General features: G+C 64.7%; 20 protein-coding genes and 2 pseudogenes. 11 read left to right on the top strand and 11 right to left on the bottom strand.

Annotated features, from left to right (window positions below; translation table 11 throughout):
- Window positions 1-116: 116 nt before the first annotated feature.
- A complete protein-coding gene (locus AC1DNG_RS16590; protein WP_476851077.1) occupies window positions 117-896 on the bottom strand; it encodes an alpha/beta fold hydrolase in 780 nt (259 codons plus the stop codon).
- 520 nt (window positions 897-1,416) lie between these two features.
- Here AC1DNG_RS16590 and AC1DNG_RS16585 point away from each other — a divergent pair.
- The 3 genes from AC1DNG_RS16585 (at window position 1,417) to AC1DNG_RS16575 (ending at window position 2,478) form a co-directional block, all read left to right on the top strand.
- The gene (locus AC1DNG_RS16585) at window positions 1,417-1,581 is read left to right on the top strand and encodes a hypothetical protein (RefSeq protein ID WP_476851078.1); all 165 of its coding nucleotides are present in this window, start codon (window positions 1,417-1,419) and stop codon (window positions 1,579-1,581) included.
- Between the two features lie 354 nt (window positions 1,582-1,935).
- On the top strand, window positions 1,936-2,097 hold the full coding sequence (locus tag AC1DNG_RS16580) for a hypothetical protein (protein WP_476851079.1): 162 nt from the start codon (window positions 1,936-1,938) through the stop codon (window positions 2,095-2,097).
- A 78-nt stretch (window positions 2,098-2,175) separates the two neighbouring features.
- Window positions 2,176-2,478, top strand: a complete 303-nt coding sequence (locus AC1DNG_RS16575) for a putative quinol monooxygenase (RefSeq protein WP_476851080.1) — start codon at window positions 2,176-2,178, stop codon at window positions 2,476-2,478.
- 103 nt (window positions 2,479-2,581) lie between these two features.
- Here AC1DNG_RS16575 and AC1DNG_RS16570 read toward each other — a convergent pair whose 3' ends face one another.
- Window positions 2,582-3,193, bottom strand: a complete 612-nt coding sequence (locus tag AC1DNG_RS16570) for an ANTAR domain-containing protein (protein ID WP_476851110.1) — start codon at window positions 3,191-3,193, stop codon at window positions 2,582-2,584.
- Window positions 3,170-3,280 (bottom strand): annotated as a pseudogene (locus AC1DNG_RS16565) (response regulator receiver protein); the annotation flags it as partial. The pseudogene AC1DNG_RS16565 and the gene AC1DNG_RS16570, both read right to left, overlap by 24 nt.
- 36 nt (window positions 3,281-3,316) lie before the next feature.
- Between AC1DNG_RS16565 and AC1DNG_RS16560 the strand changes: the two are divergent.
- The 5 genes and pseudogenes from AC1DNG_RS16560 to AC1DNG_RS16540 all read left to right on the top strand — a co-directional run bounded on the left by AC1DNG_RS16560 (window position 3,317) and on the right by AC1DNG_RS16540 (window position 6,784).
- On the top strand, window positions 3,317-3,859 hold the full coding sequence (locus AC1DNG_RS16560) for a hypothetical protein (protein WP_476851081.1): 543 nt from the start codon (window positions 3,317-3,319) through the stop codon (window positions 3,857-3,859).
- A gap of 219 nt (window positions 3,860-4,078) precedes the next feature.
- Window positions 4,079-4,270, top strand: a complete 192-nt coding sequence (locus AC1DNG_RS16555) for an ANTAR domain-containing protein (protein ID WP_476851111.1) — start codon at window positions 4,079-4,081, stop codon at window positions 4,268-4,270.
- Between the two features lie 271 nt (window positions 4,271-4,541).
- Window positions 4,542-4,625, top strand: a pseudogene (locus AC1DNG_RS16550) (recombinase family protein); the annotation flags it as partial.
- Window positions 4,626-4,995: 370 nt separating this feature from the next.
- The gene (locus tag AC1DNG_RS16545; protein WP_476851082.1) at window positions 4,996-5,844 is read left to right on the top strand and encodes a Rieske (2Fe-2S) protein; all 849 of its coding nucleotides are present in this window, start codon (window positions 4,996-4,998) and stop codon (window positions 5,842-5,844) included.
- A 190-nt stretch (window positions 5,845-6,034) separates the two neighbouring features.
- Window positions 6,035-6,784, top strand: coding sequence for a GTP cyclohydrolase II (locus AC1DNG_RS16540; protein WP_476851083.1), 750 nt, complete (start codon window positions 6,035-6,037; stop codon window positions 6,782-6,784).
- A gap of 137 nt (window positions 6,785-6,921) precedes the next feature.
- Here AC1DNG_RS16540 and acs read toward each other — a convergent pair whose 3' ends face one another.
- Window positions 6,922-8,901 carry an acetate--CoA ligase gene (gene acs / locus AC1DNG_RS16535; protein ID WP_476851084.1) on the bottom strand — a complete coding sequence of 660 codons (1,980 nt, stop codon included), beginning with the start codon at window positions 8,899-8,901 and terminating at the stop codon, window positions 6,922-6,924.
- Window positions 8,902-8,907: 6 nt separating this feature from the next.
- Entirely contained in the window at window positions 8,908-9,582 is a 675-nt protein-coding gene (locus tag AC1DNG_RS16530) for an acetate uptake transporter (protein WP_476851085.1), read from the bottom strand.
- Between the two features lie 296 nt (window positions 9,583-9,878).
- On the opposite strand from AC1DNG_RS16530, the gene AC1DNG_RS16525 reads away from it, so the two are divergent.
- Together AC1DNG_RS16525 and AC1DNG_RS16520 are read left to right on the top strand one after the other, a co-directional pair.
- Window positions 9,879-10,574 (top strand): hypothetical protein, encoded by a 696-nt coding sequence (locus AC1DNG_RS16525; RefSeq protein WP_441410677.1) that lies wholly within the window; start codon window positions 9,879-9,881, stop codon window positions 10,572-10,574.
- Between the two features lie 272 nt (window positions 10,575-10,846).
- Window positions 10,847-12,085, top strand: a complete 1,239-nt coding sequence (locus AC1DNG_RS16520; RefSeq protein ID WP_476851112.1) for an IS256 family transposase — start codon at window positions 10,847-10,849, stop codon at window positions 12,083-12,085.
- Between the two features lie 78 nt (window positions 12,086-12,163).
- Here the strand turns inward: AC1DNG_RS16520 and AC1DNG_RS16515 are convergent, their stop codons facing one another.
- From AC1DNG_RS16515 to AC1DNG_RS16490, 6 genes are all read right to left on the bottom strand, one after another.
- Window positions 12,164-13,930 (bottom strand): glycoside hydrolase family 15 protein, encoded by a 1,767-nt coding sequence (locus tag AC1DNG_RS16515; protein ID WP_476851086.1) that lies wholly within the window; start codon window positions 13,928-13,930, stop codon window positions 12,164-12,166.
- An 82-nt stretch (window positions 13,931-14,012) separates the two neighbouring features.
- On the bottom strand, window positions 14,013-15,119 hold the full coding sequence (locus AC1DNG_RS16510; protein WP_476851087.1) for an enolase C-terminal domain-like protein: 1,107 nt from the start codon (window positions 15,117-15,119) through the stop codon (window positions 14,013-14,015).
- Window positions 15,120-15,124: 5 nt separating this feature from the next.
- Window positions 15,125-16,918: a thiamine pyrophosphate-requiring protein gene (locus tag AC1DNG_RS16505; protein ID WP_476851088.1), complete on the bottom strand. Its 1,794-nt coding sequence runs from the start codon at window positions 16,916-16,918 to the stop codon at window positions 15,125-15,127.
- On the bottom strand, window positions 16,896-18,557 hold the full coding sequence (locus AC1DNG_RS16500; protein WP_476851089.1) for a GMC family oxidoreductase: 1,662 nt from the start codon (window positions 18,555-18,557) through the stop codon (window positions 16,896-16,898). The genes AC1DNG_RS16505 and AC1DNG_RS16500 overlap by 23 nt, the downstream gene beginning before the upstream one ends.
- On the bottom strand, window positions 18,554-19,204 hold the full coding sequence (locus tag AC1DNG_RS16495) for a gluconate 2-dehydrogenase subunit 3 family protein (protein ID WP_441410672.1): 651 nt from the start codon (window positions 19,202-19,204) through the stop codon (window positions 18,554-18,556). The genes AC1DNG_RS16500 and AC1DNG_RS16495 overlap by 4 nt, the downstream gene beginning before the upstream one ends.
- Complete coding sequence (locus AC1DNG_RS16490; protein WP_476887804.1) at window positions 19,201-19,632, bottom strand: hypothetical protein; 432 nt, start codon at window positions 19,630-19,632, stop codon at window positions 19,201-19,203. Before AC1DNG_RS16490 ends, AC1DNG_RS16495 begins: the two co-directional genes overlap by 4 nt.
- A 108-nt stretch (window positions 19,633-19,740) precedes the next feature.
- Here AC1DNG_RS16490 and AC1DNG_RS16485 point away from each other — a divergent pair, with 108 nt between their 5' ends.
- The gene (locus AC1DNG_RS16485) at window positions 19,741-20,226 is read left to right on the top strand and encodes a MarR family transcriptional regulator (protein ID WP_476851091.1); all 486 of its coding nucleotides are present in this window, start codon (window positions 19,741-19,743) and stop codon (window positions 20,224-20,226) included.
- Window positions 20,227-20,370 lie beyond the last annotated feature (144 nt).

Here is a 20,370-nt window from a genome sequence, read left to right as displayed (position 1 = left end):
TCGCGCGCCCGGCGGGAACATAGGCTCTACATAGGCTCGGGGTTCTCACCATCGGCCGAGTGGGTTAGCCTCAACGTCGTTTTCCAAGTTCCCGCCGTATTGGGGTCGATGGCAGCCTAGGCTGGGGCGCCGTTGAAGAACTTGATCAGGACCGGTGCGACAGCATCGCTGGCGACTGCGTGGTCCTGGCCTTCCAGCTTTTCTTTTTTCATGCCAGGAACGGCTGCGGCGACGGCATTGATGGCATTCCCGGCCCAGGAAGGGCTCGCACCACCGTAGATCCCGAGCGTGGGAACCTGAATATTCGACAGCCTCTCCGGGACGCTGCCGTCGGCCGTGAGGGTGAGGTCATACGGCAGGGTCTGGGCAACGCTGAGGAGCGCGGGCCACCACGGCATGGTTTTGATTCCTTCGTCGAAGTCAGAGCCGGTATGGCGGATGAACAGTTCCACGGCGGCTTCCCGGTCTCCCCCGTTCAGTGCCTCCTGGACCCGGTCCCTGAAATTTTCCCAAGGTTCTTCGGGGGCATGCCCGGTCAGATATGGCGGCTCGTAGGCCGCCAATTTGGAGATGCCCGCTCCGGCAGCCGCTGCTTCAAGAATCAGGATGGCACCCGAGGAATGGCCGTAAGCGTAGGCCGAACCGCCCGCCGCGGCTATCAGCGCTTCCAAATCCTCTAGTTCACGGCCGGGACTGTAGGGAAGGGTGTCGGAGCTCTCGCCTCTCCCCCGACGGTCATAGGCGTACACGGTGAAGTGCGGGGCCAGCCAAGGCACCAGCCCGTCGGCCGAACGCCGGCTGTTCAATGCACCGCCGATAATGATCAGAGGTGGTCCTTCACCTGTCCGTTCGAAGGCGATTTTCGTGCCGTCGGCCGAGCTCAGAAAGTCAATCATTTGCGCGTCCTGTTCTTCAGTGCCGGATGTCGGGCCGGTTCGGGTGAATGCTGAAGTTCATGCCGTCCCCGAACGGAAAACTCACCGTAACATCCCCTCCCTGTAAGCAGCAGAGGCGGTGGATAAACGGATCCGTGGGTAGCGGCCAACGAAACCCGACCGCGGTCCATCAAGACCCGCGACGGCATCGCAGATTCCGGCGCTGGCGAGCAACCCGAACAAGAACTCGTCCATCGTGGACAACAACCAAGAAATGTCGCAGACACAGTCAGTGCCCGATTTGGACCGAGCCTGCGTCGGACACCATTGGAACCTCTAGCTGGCCGCGCCAGCAGAGGCCGTCACAGGTTGGAGCGCGGCGGAAACCACCATCTGAGTTCGGCGGGAGTGTCTTGGGTGGGCTTCTCGCAACCGAGTTGGGCCGCCTGACCCGACGTTCCCTCGCGCCAGGCGGCCATCTGCTGTCGGCTCAGTGCGCGCCCGGACCGGGATGGACCGCAGCTTTGCCTAGACTCGGTGAATGTCTGAGATCGCAAATCTGAAGGACAGCGCCGAACACCGCTGGCCGGCCGTAATCGGGCTGCTCATCGCGCTGGGCCTCTATGCCGCCCTTCCCAGCGCCTTCCTGCCGGCCATCCGCTACACGGTGGTGGGAATCGGACTCCTGATGCTGATCCCCCGCTGATCCTCAACCCCCGCCGCCTGCACAAAGAGACACGCTGGTCCAAACGATTAGCGACGAGCCAGGCACTCCTCCTCGTCGCCGCCAACGGCGTCGCCCTGGTGCAGCTCATCATTCTTCTGACCGACTCCGGCAGCGGCGACGGGCGGCGCACGCTCCTTCTGGCAGCACTGCAGATCTGGGTAACGAACATCATTGCGTTCGCCTTGGTTTCTGGGAAATGGACCGCGGCGGACCGGTCGCACGGCGCAATACCCACCGGGGCAACCTCCCGGCCGCGGACTTCCGGTTCCCCCAAGACGAAGACCACGACGCCGTCACGGAAGTTGCGACACGGTCCGCTGGGTCGCTTCTTTCGTGGATTACACCTACTTCTCCCTGTCCAACTCCATGGCCTTCAGCCCCACCGACACCATGCCCCCGTCGCCGCGGACCAAAATGATGATGGGACTCGAAGCCGCCGGAGGCTTCGTTCTCCTGGCCCTCGTGATCGCCCATGCCGTCCCCCTGCTGGGCTAAGCCTCGATCCGACGCATTCCGGGCGCTGCGGGAGGGGCGCAGCAGGCCATATCTGCAGCCTTCGATGAGTATGGACTCATGACACACGCACGTTTGGCGACTCTCGGCACCAAGCCGGGCGCGCGCGATGGCCTCATAGAACTCCTCACCAGGCGAGCCGACGGGCTTGCGGAACTGGGTTGCCTCCTCTACGAAGTAGGGGTAAACGACGACCAACCCGACACGGTGTTCGTTGCCGAGTTGTGGATATCCGAGAGCGCCCACAGGGCCTCCCTGGAACTAGACTCGGTCCGGAGCAGCATTGCCGAAGCGATGCCGCTGCTGTCGGGATCGATGAGCAGCCAGGGTTTCGAAGTCGTCGGATCTCCACTGCACGATTGAGGTTCGGATTTTTCGATACCGGTTCCTGATCAAAACGACGCTAGGCCACTTTCTGTGGTGCCTCGGCACAGCCTTGCGCGAAGGCTTCCCAATACGCACGCCGCTAAAAAGCCGGCCCGGAACTTCGGTGTTCCTGGCGACGCGGCTTTCGTGATCGTTCGAGGGTGTCGCGCCGGATGGCCCCCCGCTGGAGCGTGACTGCAGTGGTTGGCCCAGCGGCGGACCGCCCGGAATTTCCAGGTTCGATGACTCTGGGAACATGAGTTACCGGACGACTGTATTGGGGGATCCAGCCGCCCGGACTCACTTCAACGTTACTCCGTTTCGTCGGTGAATAGGGTGAAGTGGATCTGCCCACGTCGCTACCGTGCAGGCCCAGCAGGCAGGCGTCGCAGTACGGCCGGACTGTCGGGTCTTGTGAAAGAGAGGCGACCACTGATGCGGCGATGTCCCGGAGTTTGACGTATCTGGTGCTGGAAGCAATTTTTAGGATTTTTATGGCCGTGTCCTGACTGCAGCGGTTTTGCGCCATGATGGCGCCGGTTGCCAGGTCGATGATCGTCCGGGATTCTATGGCAGCGGTGGGGTTTGTTTTCGCCTCGGCCAGTTGGCTGATCCGGACCGCGAGGCGGAGTGCTTTGGACGCGTGGTATGAGTACGCTTCGACCGTGTCGATATCCTCATCGGTGAAGCCATGGGACCGGGTGGAATACAGGTTCAGGCCCGCTTCTGCTTCTCCCTCAAGGACCAGTGGTACAGACAGGCCGGATCCCACACCCGCCTCCAGCGCGGGCGCCGTGTAGGCGGCCCAGCGGTGCTCGTTGGTTAGGTCCGGAACATGTACGACGACTTGGTTGCGGGCGCTACCTGCGGCGTCTCATCGCAAACCGCCCGACGCCGGGTGGAACGGTTTCTCGCTTCCGGTTACATCACGCTGAGGTGCGACGCGTCCTCCGCAGCGAACCGGGGCCTCCGGGAGGTGACGTTGATGCTCAATGTCCCGGCGCAATACGTTGACGATGCCGGCCGTTACTTCGCCGCCCAAACAAATTGCCGGCTGAGCGCCCAGGTTCTCGGCGCACAGAACCTGGAGGTCACGCTGTGGGTCCGCGACTACTTGGAGGCGCCGGCGTTTGAACGGGAACTGGCCGAGCGCGCGCCCGGCAGCATAGTCATCTCACGTCAGGCTGTGGTCCGGGCGTACACGCGACTTGGCCATATCCTCGATGAATCCGGACGGAGCCTCAGCGTGGTGACGCCGCCGCCGTGGAGGCACGACACACCACAGAATGCCACTGGCTTGCCTCGGGCTGCACAAAAACATTGGGCTGCACGGCGGGAAGAGGAAGCGTCGGCGACCGGCCGTCGGCGGCGGGTTTGACCGCGGCTCACCATGGAGCGAGACGCTGATGGGCCGACGGCGGGGTCAGGTCTACGATTTTGAGAGCCGGCCGCACGTGGGTTGAGGTTGGACGTGCGGCCGGGGCCTGCAACGACGCCAGAGGGCCAGATCTACAGCGTCCAGATACTAATCTCCCCCCTCGGCCTGAGAACAGCCTGAAAGTCTTTGGGCGCGTAAACCAATCCCCCCACTGCAGCCATCGAATCCCGGACCATTATCGACCTGGCGACCGGCGCCATCATGGCGCAGAACCGCTGCAGCCAGGAGACCGCCATCAAGATCCTGAAAAACGCTTCCAACACGCGAAACGTCAAACTCCTGGACATCGCCGCCTCGGTCGTCGCTTCACTATCCCAGGACCCGAGAGTCCGGACGCACTTCGACGCGTAAGCACGTTGCTCAAAAGGCCGGAAGCGCACCGGTGCGGGAGGTAAAACAGCGGTATCGACAGTGCGGCGCGGCAACGCCGCACCTGCGGCTTCGATGTAGGTGGCGATAGGGTCTACAAGCCCGCGGGGAAACGTCCCCCGCGAGGGTGTCCCGCACCTGTCAGGCCCCCAGACCAAGGTCCCGCCCGCGAACACCGGCAAATCCTGAGGTCGGCATAGGACCCGCCCGAGAAAATGCCCGGTGGCTGGGGATAAACGGTACGGGCACGACCATGACCGGACTGCTGATCGGATATGCGCGCGTATCCACCAACGACCAAGACCTCACCGCCCAGAACAATACCCTGGCCGCTCTGACGACGCCGAGCTCCGCGGCTACTGGGAGAAACTCTCAGCACCGGCATGAGAGTTGCGGTCTCCAGTGACTCCTTCCTCGCCTCGGGACCCGACTCTGGACCTGAGTTCGGGCATCTGACTCCGCCAGGCGGGCGTCCGGCTGGGGCGGGCCATGACGTCGGCGCTTCGTGAGGATCGAAGACGTATCCACGCGGCTCACGTACGCCGCTCATTCACGCCCCGGCGGCTCGGACACCTTGTCACGACGGCCGTTTCGGTGGAAAGCTTTGACCATTCGCCACCCGGACTTCCGCCGCTTCAGTGAAGACCGGTTGTAGACACAGTCCTGAACACTCCAGATTCAAGAACTGACGAGACAGAGGAGCTGCCGTGAACCCGCTGAATTCCGTGGTCGCCGCCATAGAACATTCCGAGCGGCTTGACGGGGTGGCTTCAGCCGTTGCCGCCGCGGTCGGGCGGGCAGTGCGGGCGCGCACTGTTCGAAACATCGTCAGCGGCACCGCCCTGGGCCATCCGCTGCATCCGGTCCTCACGGATCTGCCCATCGGAGCGTGGACCATGGCAATGCTCCTTGACACGATAGGGGGCGTGGATTCCGCCCCCGCCGCCGACATCCTGGTGTGCGCGGGCATTGCCGCTGCTGTTCCCACTGCGGCAGCCGGGCTCAACGACTGGTCGGACACCCAGGGGAAGGCAAGGAGAACAGGGCTAGTTCACGCGGTCGCAAACAGCACAGCCCTCTGCCTCTACACAATCTCCGCTGTGGCCCGCGCGCGCGGACACCGCGGTGTCGGAAAGTCACTGGGCATGGCTGGGTTCGGGATCCTGATGTTCGGCGGTTTCCTCGGCGGACATCTCACCTATGCCAGCGCCGTGAACGTCAACAAGACCGCAGACAGGAACGGCCCTACGAAGTGGACACCTGCGCTCAGTGAGAATGACTTGCCCGACGGCGACCAGCGCAAGGTGGACATTGCCGGCGTCTCCCTGCTGCTGCACCGCGCAGGCACCCAGATTCACGCCCTGGACAGCATGTGCAGCCACATGGGCGGCCCACTGGATGAAGGGAAAATCGCCGACGGCTGTGTCACCTGCCCCTGGCACGGAAGCACCTTTCGCCTCAACGACGGGAGCGTCGTGCGCGGGCCAGCCAGCCACCCGCAGCCCGCATACGAAACGCGGCTCAACGACGGTCAAATCGAGGTCCGCCGACGATAGGGCCGGCACTACGCACGCCTCAACCCGCAGCGCTCCGGGGAGCGTGAGGGCCTGCGGACGTCGGTCCAGGCCTGAGGCCGCGCCACCTCGCGACGATGTGCGCGGACCAGGAGCGCAATCGAATTCACGACGGAAAGGTCATCGCCAAAAACCAGACGCCGCGATTCCAAATCCCAGAAGGAGGGGCTCAATGTCCACGGAACGACTCACTGCAACAGGACCGGGGGCTGGAATGGACGGTGTCGGCACGGCGTCCGCCGACTCAGCCTCGTTTGGATCCGCCGGACGGGAGCGCTCGGTTCCCCCTGGGGCCCTGGTGCGTACCCGGGTGCGTATCCCTCTCAGGTTCACCGACGGCTTCGCCACGACCGCAGATGCGTTCACTTTCCGGGATCTGGTGGACCGCAAGGAGCACCTGCTGCTGGGGCTCGGTGATTGGCACGGCGCCCTCGCCGCGGCTGCCGCCCCCTTGGTGCGCCCTCACAGCGAATGCCTCACCGGGGACGTCCTGGGATCGCAGAGGTGCGACTGCGGCCCACAGCTCCGCGAGGCGGCCGAGCGGATCGCCGGTGAGGGCGGCTTCCTGCTGTATCTGAGGCAGGAAGGCCGGGGCATCGGACTCTACGAGAAGCTCGACGCCTACTCCCTTCAGGACCGCGGGCTCGACACCTACGCCGCGAACGTCGCCCTCGGCCACGGTGAGGACGAGCGGGACTATCGTGCAGCGGCCCAGATGCTGCTCGCCGTCGGAGCGCACCGGATCCGGCTGCTGAGCAACAACCCCGACAAGGCCCTCCAGCTCGAGGCCAACGGCGTCGCTGTGGCCGAACGCGTGCCCACCCGGGTCCACCTCTCCTCCGCAAATGCCCGCTACCTGGCCACCAAACGCGACCACACCGCCCACACCATCGTCCTTGGACCGATCCCGACCGACATGTGAAGGAATTCCGTCGCCTCCGGCCACTACCAGTTCCTCAAGTTTGCCGGAGCGGACCTCCGAAGTATCCAGGTAAGCGAGGAAGTCATCCATGTCATCTCTCCCGTTGAAGGCCCCGGCTGAACGCCTCGACCTGGCAATTAGTGCGGGCCGGCGGCGCCGCCTGGCATGCCGGCTTTGATCAGATCCATCACTGAGGAGTCGGCCAGGGTGGTGACATCCCCGATCGGCCTGTCCTGCGCCACGTCTTTGAGGAGCCGTCGCATGATCTTCCCGGACCGGGTTTTAGGCAGCTCGGTGACCACCATGATCTGCCGGGGCCGGGCGATTTTGCCGATTTCCTTGGCTACATGGTCGCGCAGCTCCTGCACGACCTCCGGTCCGCCGTCGCCCGCATCGCTGCGCAGGATGACGAAGGCGACGATGGCCTGCCCGGTGGTGTCGTCGAGGGCGCCGACGACGGCGGCTTCGGCCACCTTCGGATGGGCGACGAGCGCCGATTCGATCTCCGTCGTCGAGAGCCGGTGTCCTGCCACGTTCATCACGTCGTCCACCCGGCCGAGAAGCCAAATATCCCCGTCCTCGTCCTTCTTCGCGCCGTCCCCGGCAAAGTAGAGCCCCGGGAACCGTGACCAATACGTCTCCACGTACCGGTCGTTGTCACCCCAGATGGTGCGCAACATGGATGGCCAGGGTTCCCTGAGGACCAGATAGCCGCCGGAGCCGTTGGCAACCGGTGCGCCCGCGTCATTGACGACGTCGGCCACGACCCCGGGCAACGTCCTCATGGCGGCGCCCGGTTTACCCGCTGTGACTCCCGGGAGCGGACTGATCATGATGGCTCCGGTCTCGGTCTGCCACCAGGTGTCCACCACGGGCGTGTGGTTGTGCCCGATGTTCTCGCGGTACCAGATGTAGGCCGCCGGGTTGATCGGTTCGCCCACGGTTCCGATCACGCGCAAACTCCTGAGACTGTACTTGGCCGGTATCTGGGCGCCCCATTTCATGAAGGTACGGATGGCGGTCGGGGCGCAGTAGAGAATCGAGACTTTGTACTTGTCGATGATTTCCCACCAGCGGCCCTGGTGCGGGGTATCCGGCGTGCCCTCGTACAGCACGGAGGTGGCACCGTTGGCCAAGGGACCGTACACGATGTAGCTGTGCCCGGTGACCCAGCCGATGTCCGCGGCTGTCCAGAAAATATCGGTCTCGGCCTTTAGGTCGAACACCGCCCAGTGGGTGTAGGCGCACGCCGTGAGGTAGCCCCCAGTGGTGTGCAGGATGCCCTTGGGCTTGCCCGTGGTGCCGGAGGTGTACATCACGTACAGGGGATGGTCAGCGTCGAAGGCCTCGGCGTCGTGATCGGCGGAAGCCAGCTCAACCGAGTCATGCCACCAAATATCACGGCCCGGTGTCCAGTCGACCTCCTGGGCTGTGCGGCGGACCACCAGGACGTTGCGAACGTCCGGACAGTCCAGCAGGGCCTCGTCGACGGCGGGCTTCAACCCATTGGCCTTGCCGCGGCGGTAGGCGCCGTCGGTCGTTATGACGATCCGCGCGTCGCAGTCGTGGATCCGCGTCCGGAGCGCGTCCGCGGAAAACCCGCCGAACACGACGGTGTGCGGTGCTCCAATTCGTGCGCAGGCCAGCATAGCCACGACGGTTTCCGGGATCATCGGCATGTAAATGGCAACCCGGTCTCCCGGCTTGACGCCCAGATCGGTCAGCGTGTTCGCCGCCTGGCAGACCATGTGGGTGAGCTGGGCATAGGTGATGGCACGGGTGTCCCCGGCTTCTCCTTCAAAGTAGTAGGCGACCTTGTCCCCGCGGCCGGCAGCTACATGCCGGTCAAGGCAGTTGTACGCGGCATTGAGCCTGCCCCCGACGAACCATTTGGCAAATGGCGGATTCGACCAGTCCAGGACCTCACTCCATTTTTGGGACCAGTCCAGCCGCTCCGCCTGCCGCGCCCAAAACGCCAGCCTGTCGCCGGCAGCTTCGTCATAGTCCGACGATGTAGCGTTGGCCTGCGCCGCAAAGCCGGCGTCCGGAGGAAAGCGCCGCTGCTCGTGCAACAGGTTTGCGAGGGTCTCATCCGATTCTGTTGGGTCTGCTGCCATGGCCTGTCACCGTCGTCCCACCGGAAGCACAGTCCGCTTGTAGGTGGAGTTCGCGACCACCGCGAGGGAGCAGTACCAGGCAATCAGCGCCGTCACGATGCCCAGCCAGCCGCCCAGCATCGACAGCCCGGCTGCCCCGAAGAAGGCGCCGAGAAACAGCGCAATGAAGGTCAGGGTCAAGAAGACAAAAACGGCAAAGACACCCATGCTGACGCGCCAAGCTGAAACGGTCATATAGGCGGTAAAGATTGCCCAGCCCAGAAGATAGAGGCCGACAGCTTTGCCGGCGTCCGCTGCCGGAAGACTGCCCGCGCTGAACTGGCTCAGGAACCAGAAGGACAGCCAGAAGGCTCCGTACGAGCAGAACGCCGTCGCGCCGAAAACGTTGCGGTTGGCAAATTCCCAGATTCCGGCGGCGAACTGCGCCATGCCGCCGTAGAACAGTGCCAGTCCCAGGACAACGGGTTCGACTGCTTTGGGGATCAGGCCGGCATTGATGACACTGAGGACAAACGTGGTCATTGCGAAAGCGCCCAGACCCAAAGCTGCCGGATCGGCAAAGGGTGGGCTGGTGCTCCCCTGTGGAGAAACAACTGCGTCTTGGGCTGGTACGGGATTTTCAGCCCTGCGACCACCTCCCGCCGGGACGGTCCCCGCCGCGGAGCTTGATTCGACACTCATGGCACGACTCCTTGGTCAACACCAGCACCATTGCTGGTGACGTATAACAGGCTACTCCTGAATGCGCAAGGAAATTATCTGAATTTGTTGTGATTCAGGTCGCGCACCCTTGTGTCGCAGATCACATTGCTTGGCCCAGTGGTGAAGTGCCGGCAGGACCATGCCCCCTCTTGGCCTGAACCGTACCGCCTAGGGTCGAGCATGCGTGTACCGTTCGAACCGAACGGCGCCACGCCGGGCGGACCAAAAGTCGACTCTGCGGCTCCCGTCCCGGCCCAGGACCTACACTCCTGACCATGACCACCCACAATGAACGGCAGGCCCGGGCGGAACACCGTTGGCCTGCCGTCATCGGCCTTCTCATCGCACTGGCGCTATACGCCACGCTGCCCACGACGTTCCTTCCGGCGGTACGCTACTCCGTTGTTGTCGTCGGCCTGGCCCTGCTGATTCCGCTCATTATCCTGAATCCACGCAGGTTGGTCCGCGAAACCCGCTGGTCAAGGCATCTTTCCGTCGGCCAGGCGTTGTTGCTTGTCGTGGCCAACGAGGCAGCACTCGTCCAACTGGTCATTCTCCTCACGAACTCCGGAAACAGCAACGGGCCAACGCTGCTGCTCGCGGCCCTTCAGGTATGGGTGACAAACGTCATCGCGTTCGCCTTGGTCTACTGGGAACTGGACCGGGGCGGTCCGGTCACCCGGCGCCACGCCACGCGCCATGAGCTGCCCCGGGCAGACTTCCGGTTCCCCCAGGACGAAGACCACGACGCAGTGCAGGAAGTTGCCGCCCGGTCCTCCGTGAAGACGGACTGGACGGCTTCATTTGTCGACTACGTCTACTTCTCCCTTTCCAACTCGATGGCATTCAGCCCCACAGACACGATGCCCCTTTCGGCCCGGGCAAAATCCCTGATGGGACTGGAGGCCTTCGGAGGATTCGTGCTGCTCGCACTCGTCATCGCCCACGCCGTCTCCCTGCTTGGCCAGTAGGCCGCCGGGCAGCAAAGGGCCGGACACGAACGACAGCCGTTCCACGATCGAAGCGCCCTGCCCCTATATGTCACACACACCGGTTCACAACGAACAACTGCTCCCCGCCAGCCAATTTTCCGCAAGGTGACTTGCGGCTGGTCTCAGTTTTCGTCGAAATATCTCGGCCTCCGTATGGTCAGTGGCGGGGAGTGTCTGAATAACGGTGGATTCAGGGTTGGCCAGACACACCGGGCGATGCCTGGCGGGGAGGACTGATCATGAGCGGAACCATGGATCCCATGGCGACTGAATTGGATCAGCAAGAGTTAGCGCAGCAGCTCCTGGCCCAGGCCAAAGAGCAGGGTATCGATCTCGTCGGCCCGGACGGGCTGTTGAACCGGCTGACGAAAAACGTCCTGGAGACCGCTCTGGAAGCGGAGATGGACGAACACCTCGGATACGAAAAACACGACGTGTCCGGGCGCGGGAGCGGGAACTCCCGCAACGGCACCCGCACCAAGACCGTCATGACGGAGATCGGGCCGGTGGAGATCGACGTGCCGCGGGACACCGGTGCGACGTTCGATCCGCAGACCGTGAAGAAACGCCAGCGCCGGCTGACGGGAGTCGACGAGATCGTGTTGTCGCTGAGCGCGAAAGGGCTCACGACCGGAGAAATCGCAGCCCACTTCGCCGAGGTGTTCGGCGCCAGGGTCTCGAAGGACACGATCTCGAGGATCACCGAGAAGGTCATCGGCGAGATGACCGAGTGGCAGAACAGGCCGCTGGACCGCGTCTACCCGGTGGTGTTCATCGACGCTATCCACGTCAAGATTCGTGACGGGCAGGTCACGAACCGGCCGGTCTATGTCGCTATCGGTGTCAGCGTCAACGGTGAACGCGACATCCTCGGGCTATGGGCCGGGGACGGCGGCGAAGGCGCAAAGTTCTGGCTCTCGGTGCTGACCGAGATCAAGAACCGCGGCGTGGAGGACGTCTGCATCACGGTCTGCGACGGACTCAAAGGCCTGCCGGAGGCCATCAACACCGTGTGGGAACTCGCCGTCGTCCAGACCTGCATCGTGCATCTGATCCGGAACACCTTCCGGTATGCGGCCCGGCAGTACTGGGACGAGATGTCCCGTGATCTGCGCCCGGTCTACACGGCACCGTCCGAGGCCGCGGCCAAGGAAAGGTTCGTAGAGTTTTCGACCAAGTGGGGCCGGCAGTACCCGGCGGTGACCCGGCTGTGGGAGAACGCCTGGAGCGAGTTCGTGCCGTTCCTGGACTACGACGTCGAAATCCGGCGGGTCATCTGCAGCACCAACGCCATCGAATCCCTCAATGCCCGCTACCGGCGCGCGGTCCGGGCCAAGGGCCATTTCCCCACCGAGCAGGCGGCCCTGAAATGCCTGTACCTGGCGACCCGGGCACTGGACCCGACCGGCAAAGGCAGGGCACGATGGGCCTCACGGTGGAAGCCGGCCCTGAATGCCTTCGCCATCAGCTTCGACGGAAGAATCAACTAAATGCCAACGGTGAATCCACCGTTAAACGGACACTCCCCAGTGGCGGTGTCCTCCTGCAAGAGGGTGTGTTAACTGTCGTCATGGTGCCGCCGGCCGGGCGAGGCGGTGAGCTGTTTCGAGCATGGCGGCGTGGACGAACGCCTGGGGGAAGTTGCCGCGCAGCTGGCGCTGTTCGACGTCGTATTCTTCGGTGAACAGTCCCGGGGAACCGCAGGCGGCCCGGTTGCGTTCAAAGAGTCTGAATGCGTCTGTGGTGTTGCCCTGCTCATGTTCGGTCAGGGCCAAGAAGAAGCCGCACAGGAGGAAGGCGCCTTCGGCGTCCGCCAGGGGGCCTGGCCCGTGCCTGAACCTGTAAACGTATCCATCATCGAGGAGTTCTTTCCTCACGGCCGCTGCCGTGGCGAGGGAGCGGCCGTCGCCGGTGGGGACGGCTCCGCGGATGGCGGGAAGAAGCAGTGCCGCGTCGATCCTCTCGTCGTCGGCCGATCGTTGCCATCTGCCGCTGGGGTGCGTGCAGGTGTCGGCTGTATGTGCCAGAATCCTGTCTGCCAGTGGTCCCCAGGCAGAGACCTGGGTGGCGGGGGCATACCGGGAGACGGCTTTGAGGCCGGCGACGCACATCAGCCGTGAATGGGTCCACCGTTCGTTCTCGAGTTCCCAGATGCCGGCATCCGGCTCGGCCCACTTCTCCTCTATGGCCGCCACCGCCTGCTCCACTGCGTGCCAGTGCCTGTTGTCGAGGTGGTCATGGCGGGCGGCGGTGGCGAAAAGCAGCAGGGCTTCGCCGAGACTGTCCAGCTGGAATTGCCCGTTTACCCAGTTGCCGACCTTGTCCGTCCCGCCCGGGTAACCCGGAAGGTCGAGTGTGTGCTCGTCCGGGACCCTGCCGCCGCGGACGGTGTAAGCGGGTTTGAGGCTGGTTCCGTCCGCCAGCAACCGTTCGCTGACGAAGTGCACCGAGCTGTCGAGGAGGCCGGTGGCTCCGCCGGCACCGGCGGCCTGGCCGGCAATGCATTGATCCCGGATCCAGGCGTAGCGGTAGTCGTAGTTGCGTTTTGCCTCGTCACGCTCCGGCAGGCCCATGGTGGCGGCTGCGGCCATGGCACCGGTTGCGCCGGTCATCCCGCGCATGACCGCGTAAGCCCGGCGGGCGTCGGCAGGGGCAACAGTCCCGTTCATTGCAGGTACCGTTGTGGCCCAGGCGCGCCCGGTGGCCGTCCAGAGATCCGCAGGGACGGGCGGCCGGGTCGGTAGCGGCCTGGCGGAAAGCTCCATCACGACGTGGTGTTCCTCTCCGGGCCTAAGCTGCACATCCTGTTGCAGCACGCCATCGTTCGCGTTTGCCCGGCCCATCCCGCTGACGCGAAGGTGCAGTCCGCCGCCCTCACCGGACCACACACCGTCCCCGCCGTTGGAAAGGTCCACCCGGCACCGGCCGAAGCCCGGCCGGGGGTGCAGGAGGACCCGGACCGGCGCGGTGCCCGATACAACCCGGATATGACGCATCAGCACCGCCAGGGCGGGGTCCCCCGGCATCGCGAGGGCCTCGCGGCATTCGACGATGCCGTCCGTGGTGACCCAGCGACTGTTCCAGATCAGTGTGCCGTCGTCGTAGTGCCCTCCCCACACATAGCGCGGGTTCAGGGGTGTCACGGAAAATGCCCCGGCGCCGCCCACCAGGGACGAGAACACGGCGGGGTCATCCCATTGCGGGGCACACAGCCAGACAACGTCACCGCGCGGGCCGATCACCGCGCCCCGTTCACCGTCCGCCAGCAGGGCATAGTCGCGCAGAACCTGGGGCGGGAAGAAGACTTCCCCGCCATCGGGCTGGGCTGGTGTCATCAGGTGTCCGCCAGGCCCGTACCGGCGTGCCTGCGTCCCTGAAAAGCTGAGTGTTTCAAGCTGGCTCCTTCTGCTCCACGGCCTAGATTCGGTATGGTTCGGCGTCCAGGGCCCGGAAAATGAGTCCGTTGCCGGGCCGGTCGTCGCTGGGCCGAACGCTGCCTCCTTGTGGATCGGGCGTCCCGTCGAAGAACATCTCCTCGATCCGGACGTGGTCGTGGAACCACTCCAGGTGACGGAAATTGCGGGTGCTTGCAGCCGCGGGCACGGTCAGGTTCGGTGCACAGTGCCCGGAGACTTCCAGGCCGTGGGCCGCGGCTACCGCGGCGGCCCGGAACCACTCCGTGATTCCCCCGCAGCGGCTCACATCCACTTGAAGGCAGTCAACGGCGCCGGCGCCGCACATCTGCTGGAAATAGAACAGGGTCGTACCGTATTCGCCGGCTGCGACATCCGCCGTGACAGACTGCCGGACCTGGCGAAGCCCCTCAAGGTGATCGCTGGATACCGGTTCTTCGAACCACGTCAGATCCTGCTCTGCCGCGGCGTCGAAAACCCGAACGGCTTGCTTGGCGGTGTAAGCGCCGTTGGCGTCGACGAACAGCTGGACGTGCGGCCCGATGGTGTCCCGTGCCTGACGGATCCGGAGGAGGTCGCGGGCCGTGTTCGCGCCGCGGTCCTCGCCGATTTTGATCTTGACCCGCGGGATCTGTTGCTGGCCGGTCCAGCCCTCCAGCTGGCGTCGGAGCTGGGCCTCTGAATAGGTGGTGAACCCGCCGCTGCCGTAAATCTCCACCTCCGCCCGCGCCGCCCCGAGGAGCCGGTGCAGGGGAAGGCCGAGGATCCGTGCCTTGAGGTCCCAGAGCGCGCAGTCGACGGCGGAGATCGCGTAGCCGGCCAGTCCGGGGCGTGGAGTGTTGCGCACCGCCCGGGCCATGGCTTCGGCCGCTGCAGGAACGTCGAAAGGGTTGAGCCCGGTAACGGCCGGTTCCAGGGTCTCCTTGATCAGCGCCGCGCAGGCCCCCGGCGCGAAGGTCCAGCCGATGCCGGTCCAGCTGCCGGCCACGGCCTGGACCAGGACGATGGTGGTGGCGTCCCACGCCAAGGTTCCGTCGCCCTCCGGCGCGCTGGTCGGCACCGTGTAGGCCGAGACGTCAAGACGTCCCAGCTGAAGGCTTGAATCGATCATGACGGTCAATCCTTCTTGTGCGGGAGGAACTCCTGGGCCTTGGCTTTGACGCCTTCTTTGATGATGCCCCAGCCGCTGTCGTCGCCCTTCATGACCGCTTTTGCGCTGTTGAGTGCCTGTTCCAGGGTGGCGTGGGGCGGGATTGGCGGGATGTCCGGGTCTGTGCGCACATCCAGAACGGTCGGCCGGTCCGCTGCGAGTGCCTTCTCCCATGCGTCCCCGAGTTCGTCGGGGGACCCCACGCTGATGCCCTGCAGCCCGAGGCTGGACGTGAAAGCCGCGTAGTCGACGTCGGGAAGGGCTTGGGATTCACGGAACGCCGGGGCCCCTCCCATGGCCCGCATTTCCCAGGTCACCTGGTTCAGGTCATCGTTGTGCAGGATCGCAACGATGAGCCTGGGATCAGTCCACTCGCGCCAGTAGCGCTGGATGGTGATGAGCTCGGCCATGCCGTTCATCTGCATGGCACCGTCCCCGGCGAAGGCGATCACAGGACGTGCGGGGTGGGCGAATTTTGCTCCAATGGCGTAGGGCACCGCCGGTCCCATGGTGGCCAGGTTGCCGGACAAGGAGCCGCGGATGTGGCCATGAAACTTCAGTTGCCGGGCGTACCAGTTGGCCGCGGATCCGGAGTCTGCTGTGAGGATTGCGTCGTCAGGCAGCCGGTCGGAGAGCTCGGAGAAGAGCCGCATGGGGTTGATGGGGCTGGCTTCGACCATGGCCTCGGCGCGCATGGTCTCCCACCACCGGGTGATTTTCGTTTCCAGGTCTGCGCGCCAGGACTGGTTCTGTTTCCGCTGCAGATGCGGAATCAATGCCCGCAGGGCGGTGGCGGAATCGGCGACGATGTTGAATTCGTAGGGGTACCGCAGTCCGATCATGCCTGGGTCGATGTCGATCTGGACACCGCGCGCCTGCCCTTCTTCCGGCATGAACTGGGTGTAGGGGAAGCTTGATCCGATGGTCAGCAGGGTGTCGCAGTCGCGCATCATTTCGTAGCTGGGGCGGGTTCCGAGAAGGCCGATTGATCCGGTCACATAGGGAAGATCGTCGGGCAGGGAGTCCTTGCCGAGCAGCGCCTTGGCAACGCCTGCGCCCAGCAATTCCGCGACCTGGCGGACCTCCGCGGCCGCGCCACGGGCCCCCCGGCCAATGAGCATGGCCACTTTGCTTCCCTCGTTGAGCAGCTGGGCCGCGCCGCGAATCGCGTCGTCGTTGGGCTGGATTTCAGGCCAACGGATGCCGAGGCTGGAAGGAACCATCTTGAAGGCGTGCGTCGGTGGCGTGTACTCCAATTCCTGGACATCGGACGGGATGATGACCGCCGTCGGGGCCTTCCTTGCCAGGGCTATCCGTACGGCCCGGTCCAGGACGTTGGGGAGCTGCTCGGGGACCGTGACCATCTGGAGGTACTCGGAGGCCACGTCCTTGAAGAGGCTCAGCAGATCCACTTCTTGCTGGTAGGAGCCTCCCATCGCGCTGCGGGCTGTCTGGCCGACGATCGCCACCACCGGCACGTGGTCCAGTTTCGCGTCGTACAGCCCGTTGAGCAGGTGGATCGCGCCCGGGCCGGAGGTGGCCATGCAGACCCCGACCTTGCCGGAGAACTTGGCATAGCCGACGGCTTCGAAGGCACTCATTTCTTCGTGTCGGGCCTGAATGAATTTCGGTTCGTTGCCGGCTTTCCCGAAGGCAGCGAGCAACCCGTTGATGCCGTCCCCCGGAAAAGCAAAAACTTTGTCCACGCCCCATTCGCGGAGCCGGGCCAGCAAATAATCAGCAACTGTCTGTGATGCCATGATCAGTTTCCCTTCCAGTGCTCAGTCTTTCGGCGGCGCGGGCCGCCACCGCCATGATCGTCAGCGCCGGGTTCGCGCTTCCCTGTGTCGGCAACACGCTGCCGTCGGTGATGAACAGGTTCGGAACGGCGAAGCTGCGGCACATCTGGTCGACCACGCCATGGCGTTCGTCGGCAGCCATCCGCGCCCCGCCCACCAGATGGGCGAAGCGTTTGATGGTCATGACTTCGTCCGCGCCTGCAGCTTTCAGGATCTTCTCCATGACATCCTGCGCGGCGCCCATCAGTTGCCGGTCGTTCTCGCATTGGCTGTAGCTGAACTCGGCAACCGGCAGCCCGGTCCGGTCTTTTTCCTCCGCCAAGGTGACACGGTTTCCTTCCAGCGGAAGAAATTCGCACAGCGCGCCCAGGCAGGCCCAATGCGGAAAGTCGCTCATGTAGCGGCGCAAGTCCGCTCCCCAATGTCCCTGGGCGGAGACGTGCTCGGCCCAGGTGATGGGCAGCGGCGAAACGGTCTGAATGGAGAATCCGCGCTTGTAGGGCTTGGTGGGGTCCGTTTCATAGAAGTCCTCAGTGCTGACTTCCGGCGGCGGAGCCTTCCACATGCGTACCTCCGCGTCGAACCGGCCCGCCGTTTGCGGCGCGCCCTGGACCATCACGTACCGGCCGACCTGGTCGAAGTCGTTGCACATACCCTGCGGGAATCTCGCTGAGGTCGAATTCAGCAGGAGACGCGGTGTTTCGATCGAATATCCGGCGACGGCCACCATCCGCGCCCGCTGGAACCGTTCCCGCCCGTGCCGGGTGTAGTGGACACCGGTGGCCCTGCCGGTCCCTTCGTCGAAGCCGATGCGGGTCACCATCGAATCGGCCCGCACTTCGGCGCCGTGGGCGAGTGCGTCCGGAATGTGGGTTATCAGGGGCGAGGCCTTCGCGTTCACCTTGCAGCCTTGAAGGCAAAAGCCCCGGTAAATGCAGTGTGGCCGGTTGCCGAAGCGGCCGTTGGCGATCGCGACCGGACCGACCTTGGCCGTGATCCCGCAGGCGCGTGCACCGCGGAGGAAGAGCTCTCCGTTGCCCGAGACGGGGTGAGGCCGGTGCGGATACCGGTGCGGATCGCCCCACGGCCAGGGTTCTCCGGCCACCGGGAGTTCCCCTTCGATGTCCTCATAAAAGGGACGCAGATCCGCGTAGTCCAGGGGCCAGTCGGCGCCGACGCCGTCCGTGGTGAAGGTGCGGAAGTCGCTGGGGTGGAACCGGGGCGTGTATCCGGCGTAGTGCACCATGGAGCCACCCACCCCGCGGCCTGAGTTGTTCGATCCGAGGGGCACGGGGTCATCACCGCCGATCACGCGCGGATCGGTCCAATACAGTTGATGCGAGCCGGCCTCGTCACTCACCCAGTCACGCTCAGGGTCCCAGAACGGGCCAGCATCGAGGGCGACCGCCCGCCATCCCGCGCGGGCCAGCCGTTGCAGCATGGTTGAGCCGCCCGCTCCGCACCCCACGATAACGATGTCCACTTCGTCACGGTCATCGAACACGCGCATGTCATCGCGCAGCCGGTGGTTGCTGCCCGGGCCGGCCGGCAGCAGCCACGCGGATTCATTACGGCTCCGCACGCTCCGCACGTGGCTCACCTCCGGGTTCCACCGTCCAGCGCCACGGGGTCCTCCGTGGGTCTGGTATCGGCCACTTCGAACGGTTCCAGCCGGTTGAGTCCCACATTTTTATACCCGCGGGGGTACGCGGGCCCCCCGAATCCGATCTCGTCCCACGCCCACGGATGTGAGTAAAAGGCTGTGCACGCGTAGCGGGTCCACAGCCCCCACACGCGTCCGGCCGGCAGGCCCTGCCATGACGAAGCGCCCAGGTCCCTGACGGTCCGGAGCAGGTCGGCCTGCCGGTCGTCGTTGCAGCTGGCGAACGTCTGGTTGAACGCCTCTTCCGCCGCACGGTCCAGCGCCGACAGCGATGTCCGCCAGGCCTGTCCGTCTTCAGGCATGTCCTCGAAGCGCCAGCCGTCGGTCTGGTTCTCGGCCAGGCGCGCGTCGACGAAGTTAACGACCGGGACGCGGGGCTCGGCATGCTGGTCAAGGAGTTGGTCAAAGAGTGCCCTGGCAGTGGCCTCTTCGGCCGGGGTGAAGAAACGGATGTCGGCGGGTCGCGCCAGCCGGCCCAGGACCACGCCCGCGGTTGCCCGGTCCCAATGGCCGGACTGGGCGAGCGTGCTGAATCCCGGGTACCGGCCACCACCGGCGCCCCTATCCAGGGGAAGCCGGCTCATCGCTCCCGCCTGAGAACGGAAGCCAGCAGCCCCATGCCGCCGACCAATGTCACCAGCAGCGGCGCCAGCAGCGGCGGTCCCATCTCCAGGTTGTAGCGCAGATTGGAGAATCCGCCCGGTTTTTGGGCTATTCCCCGGGCATGCAGATAGGTTCCCTGCAGCCCATTGGCCACTATCGCGGCACTGGCGATCGGCAATACAGTTTTGGCCATCCTGCGGCTGAAGACCCCGGCAAGCCCGGCCGCGGCGCCCACCGGACCAAGCGCCACGGGCAGCCACATCCATTTGTTCCCGAAGCTGGCCTTGTCATGTTCGAAGTAGATTTCTGCCGCTGTCACCAAGGCCCCCGCTGCGGTGAGCCCGGAAAGAGACCGTTCGAATCTGCCCGTTTTCACGTTGCGGACCAGGCGATCAACGAGGTGGGTCATTTCCCTTTCGGGTGCATGCTTCATGGTGCGCTCCTCCGCAATCAGGAAAAATACGTGCCGCTGGGCAAACTTTGCTGCTCCGCAAGCACCGGGGTAATACTGGGGTGCGTGGAAAGAAACAGCGACGAGCGCGCCGACGCCCAGATCGATGCGGTCCTTAGGGCCGCGAACGTCCTGCTGCGTGTCGTGGCCCAGTCAGTTGTCGAAGTCGAAGACATTGTCACCAGCCCCCAGCTGCGGGTGCTGGTAATGATTGCCTCGCGCGGACCGCAAAATCTCGGTGCGGTAGCCATGGAACTGGGGGTCCACCCGTCCAACGCCACCCGCACCTGCGACCGGCTGGTCAATGCCGGACTGATCGCGCGGCGCGATGACCCCGCGGACCGGCGGTACGTGGAGTTGTCCCTGACCCCTGAAGGCGCGTCGCTGGTCAACACCGTCCTGGAGCACCGGCGAAACGCCGTTGCCGCGGTGATGGGACGGATGACAAACGAGTTGCGCGGCGCCACGGCGCTGGGAATGGACGCGTTTGCCGCGGCGGACGGCGGCGAAGGCACCGAAGACGGCAGGTTCACCATCGACCTGCACGTGTGACCGGCGCCGCTGCCAGGCGCGCAAGCAACACCGCTGACGATGATCATCCGAACTCCCCCGCCGCGAAAACCAACGCAAGCGCCGCGCTGACTCCCGCAGACCTCCGATGACGGCTATCCAACACGGCGACCCCGGCCATACTCG

It is taken from the genome of Arthrobacter sp. 01T425 (assembly GCF_056398725.1).
This window is presented reverse-complemented; position numbering and strand designations above follow the sequence as displayed.

Excerpts from the sequence above, each read along its gene's own strand:
- AC1DNG_RS16530 (WP_476851085.1), bottom strand. The coding sequence starts at position 9,582 with ATGAGTGTCGAATCAAGCTCCGCGGCGGGGACCGTCCCGGCGGGAGGT.
- AC1DNG_RS16590 (WP_476851077.1), bottom strand. The coding sequence starts at position 896 with ATGATTGACTTTCTGAGCTCGGCCGACGGCACGAAAATCGCCTTCGAA.
- AC1DNG_RS16510 (WP_476851087.1), bottom strand. The coding sequence starts at position 15,119 with ATGATCGATTCAAGCCTTCAGCTGGGACGTCTTGACGTCTCGGCCTAC.
- AC1DNG_RS16540 (WP_476851083.1), top strand. The coding sequence starts at position 6,035 with ATGTCCACGGAACGACTCACTGCAACAGGACCGGGGGCTGGAATGGAC.
- AC1DNG_RS16525 (WP_441410677.1), top strand. The coding sequence starts at position 9,879 with ATGACCACCCACAATGAACGGCAGGCCCGGGCGGAACACCGTTGGCCT.
- AC1DNG_RS16490 (WP_476887804.1), bottom strand. The coding sequence starts at position 19,632 with ATGACCCACCTCGTTGATCGCCTGGTCCGCAACGTGAAAACGGGCAGA.
- acs (WP_476851084.1), bottom strand. The coding sequence starts at position 8,901 with ATGGCAGCAGACCCAACAGAATCGGATGAGACCCTCGCAAACCTGTTG.
- AC1DNG_RS16520 (WP_476851112.1), top strand. The coding sequence starts at position 10,847 with ATGGATCCCATGGCGACTGAATTGGATCAGCAAGAGTTAGCGCAGCAG.
- AC1DNG_RS16575 (WP_476851080.1), top strand. The coding sequence starts at position 2,176 with ATGACACACGCACGTTTGGCGACTCTCGGCACCAAGCCGGGCGCGCGC.
- AC1DNG_RS16560 (WP_476851081.1), top strand. The coding sequence starts at position 3,317 with ATGTACGACGACTTGGTTGCGGGCGCTACCTGCGGCGTCTCATCGCAA.
- AC1DNG_RS16515 (WP_476851086.1), bottom strand. The coding sequence starts at position 13,930 with ATGACACCAGCCCAGCCCGATGGCGGGGAAGTCTTCTTCCCGCCCCAG.
- AC1DNG_RS16495 (WP_441410672.1), bottom strand. The coding sequence starts at position 19,204 with ATGAGCCGGCTTCCCCTGGATAGGGGCGCCGGTGGTGGCCGGTACCCG.
- AC1DNG_RS16585 (WP_476851078.1), top strand. The coding sequence starts at position 1,417 with ATGTCTGAGATCGCAAATCTGAAGGACAGCGCCGAACACCGCTGGCCG.
- AC1DNG_RS16505 (WP_476851088.1), bottom strand. The coding sequence starts at position 16,918 with ATGGCATCACAGACAGTTGCTGATTATTTGCTGGCCCGGCTCCGCGAA.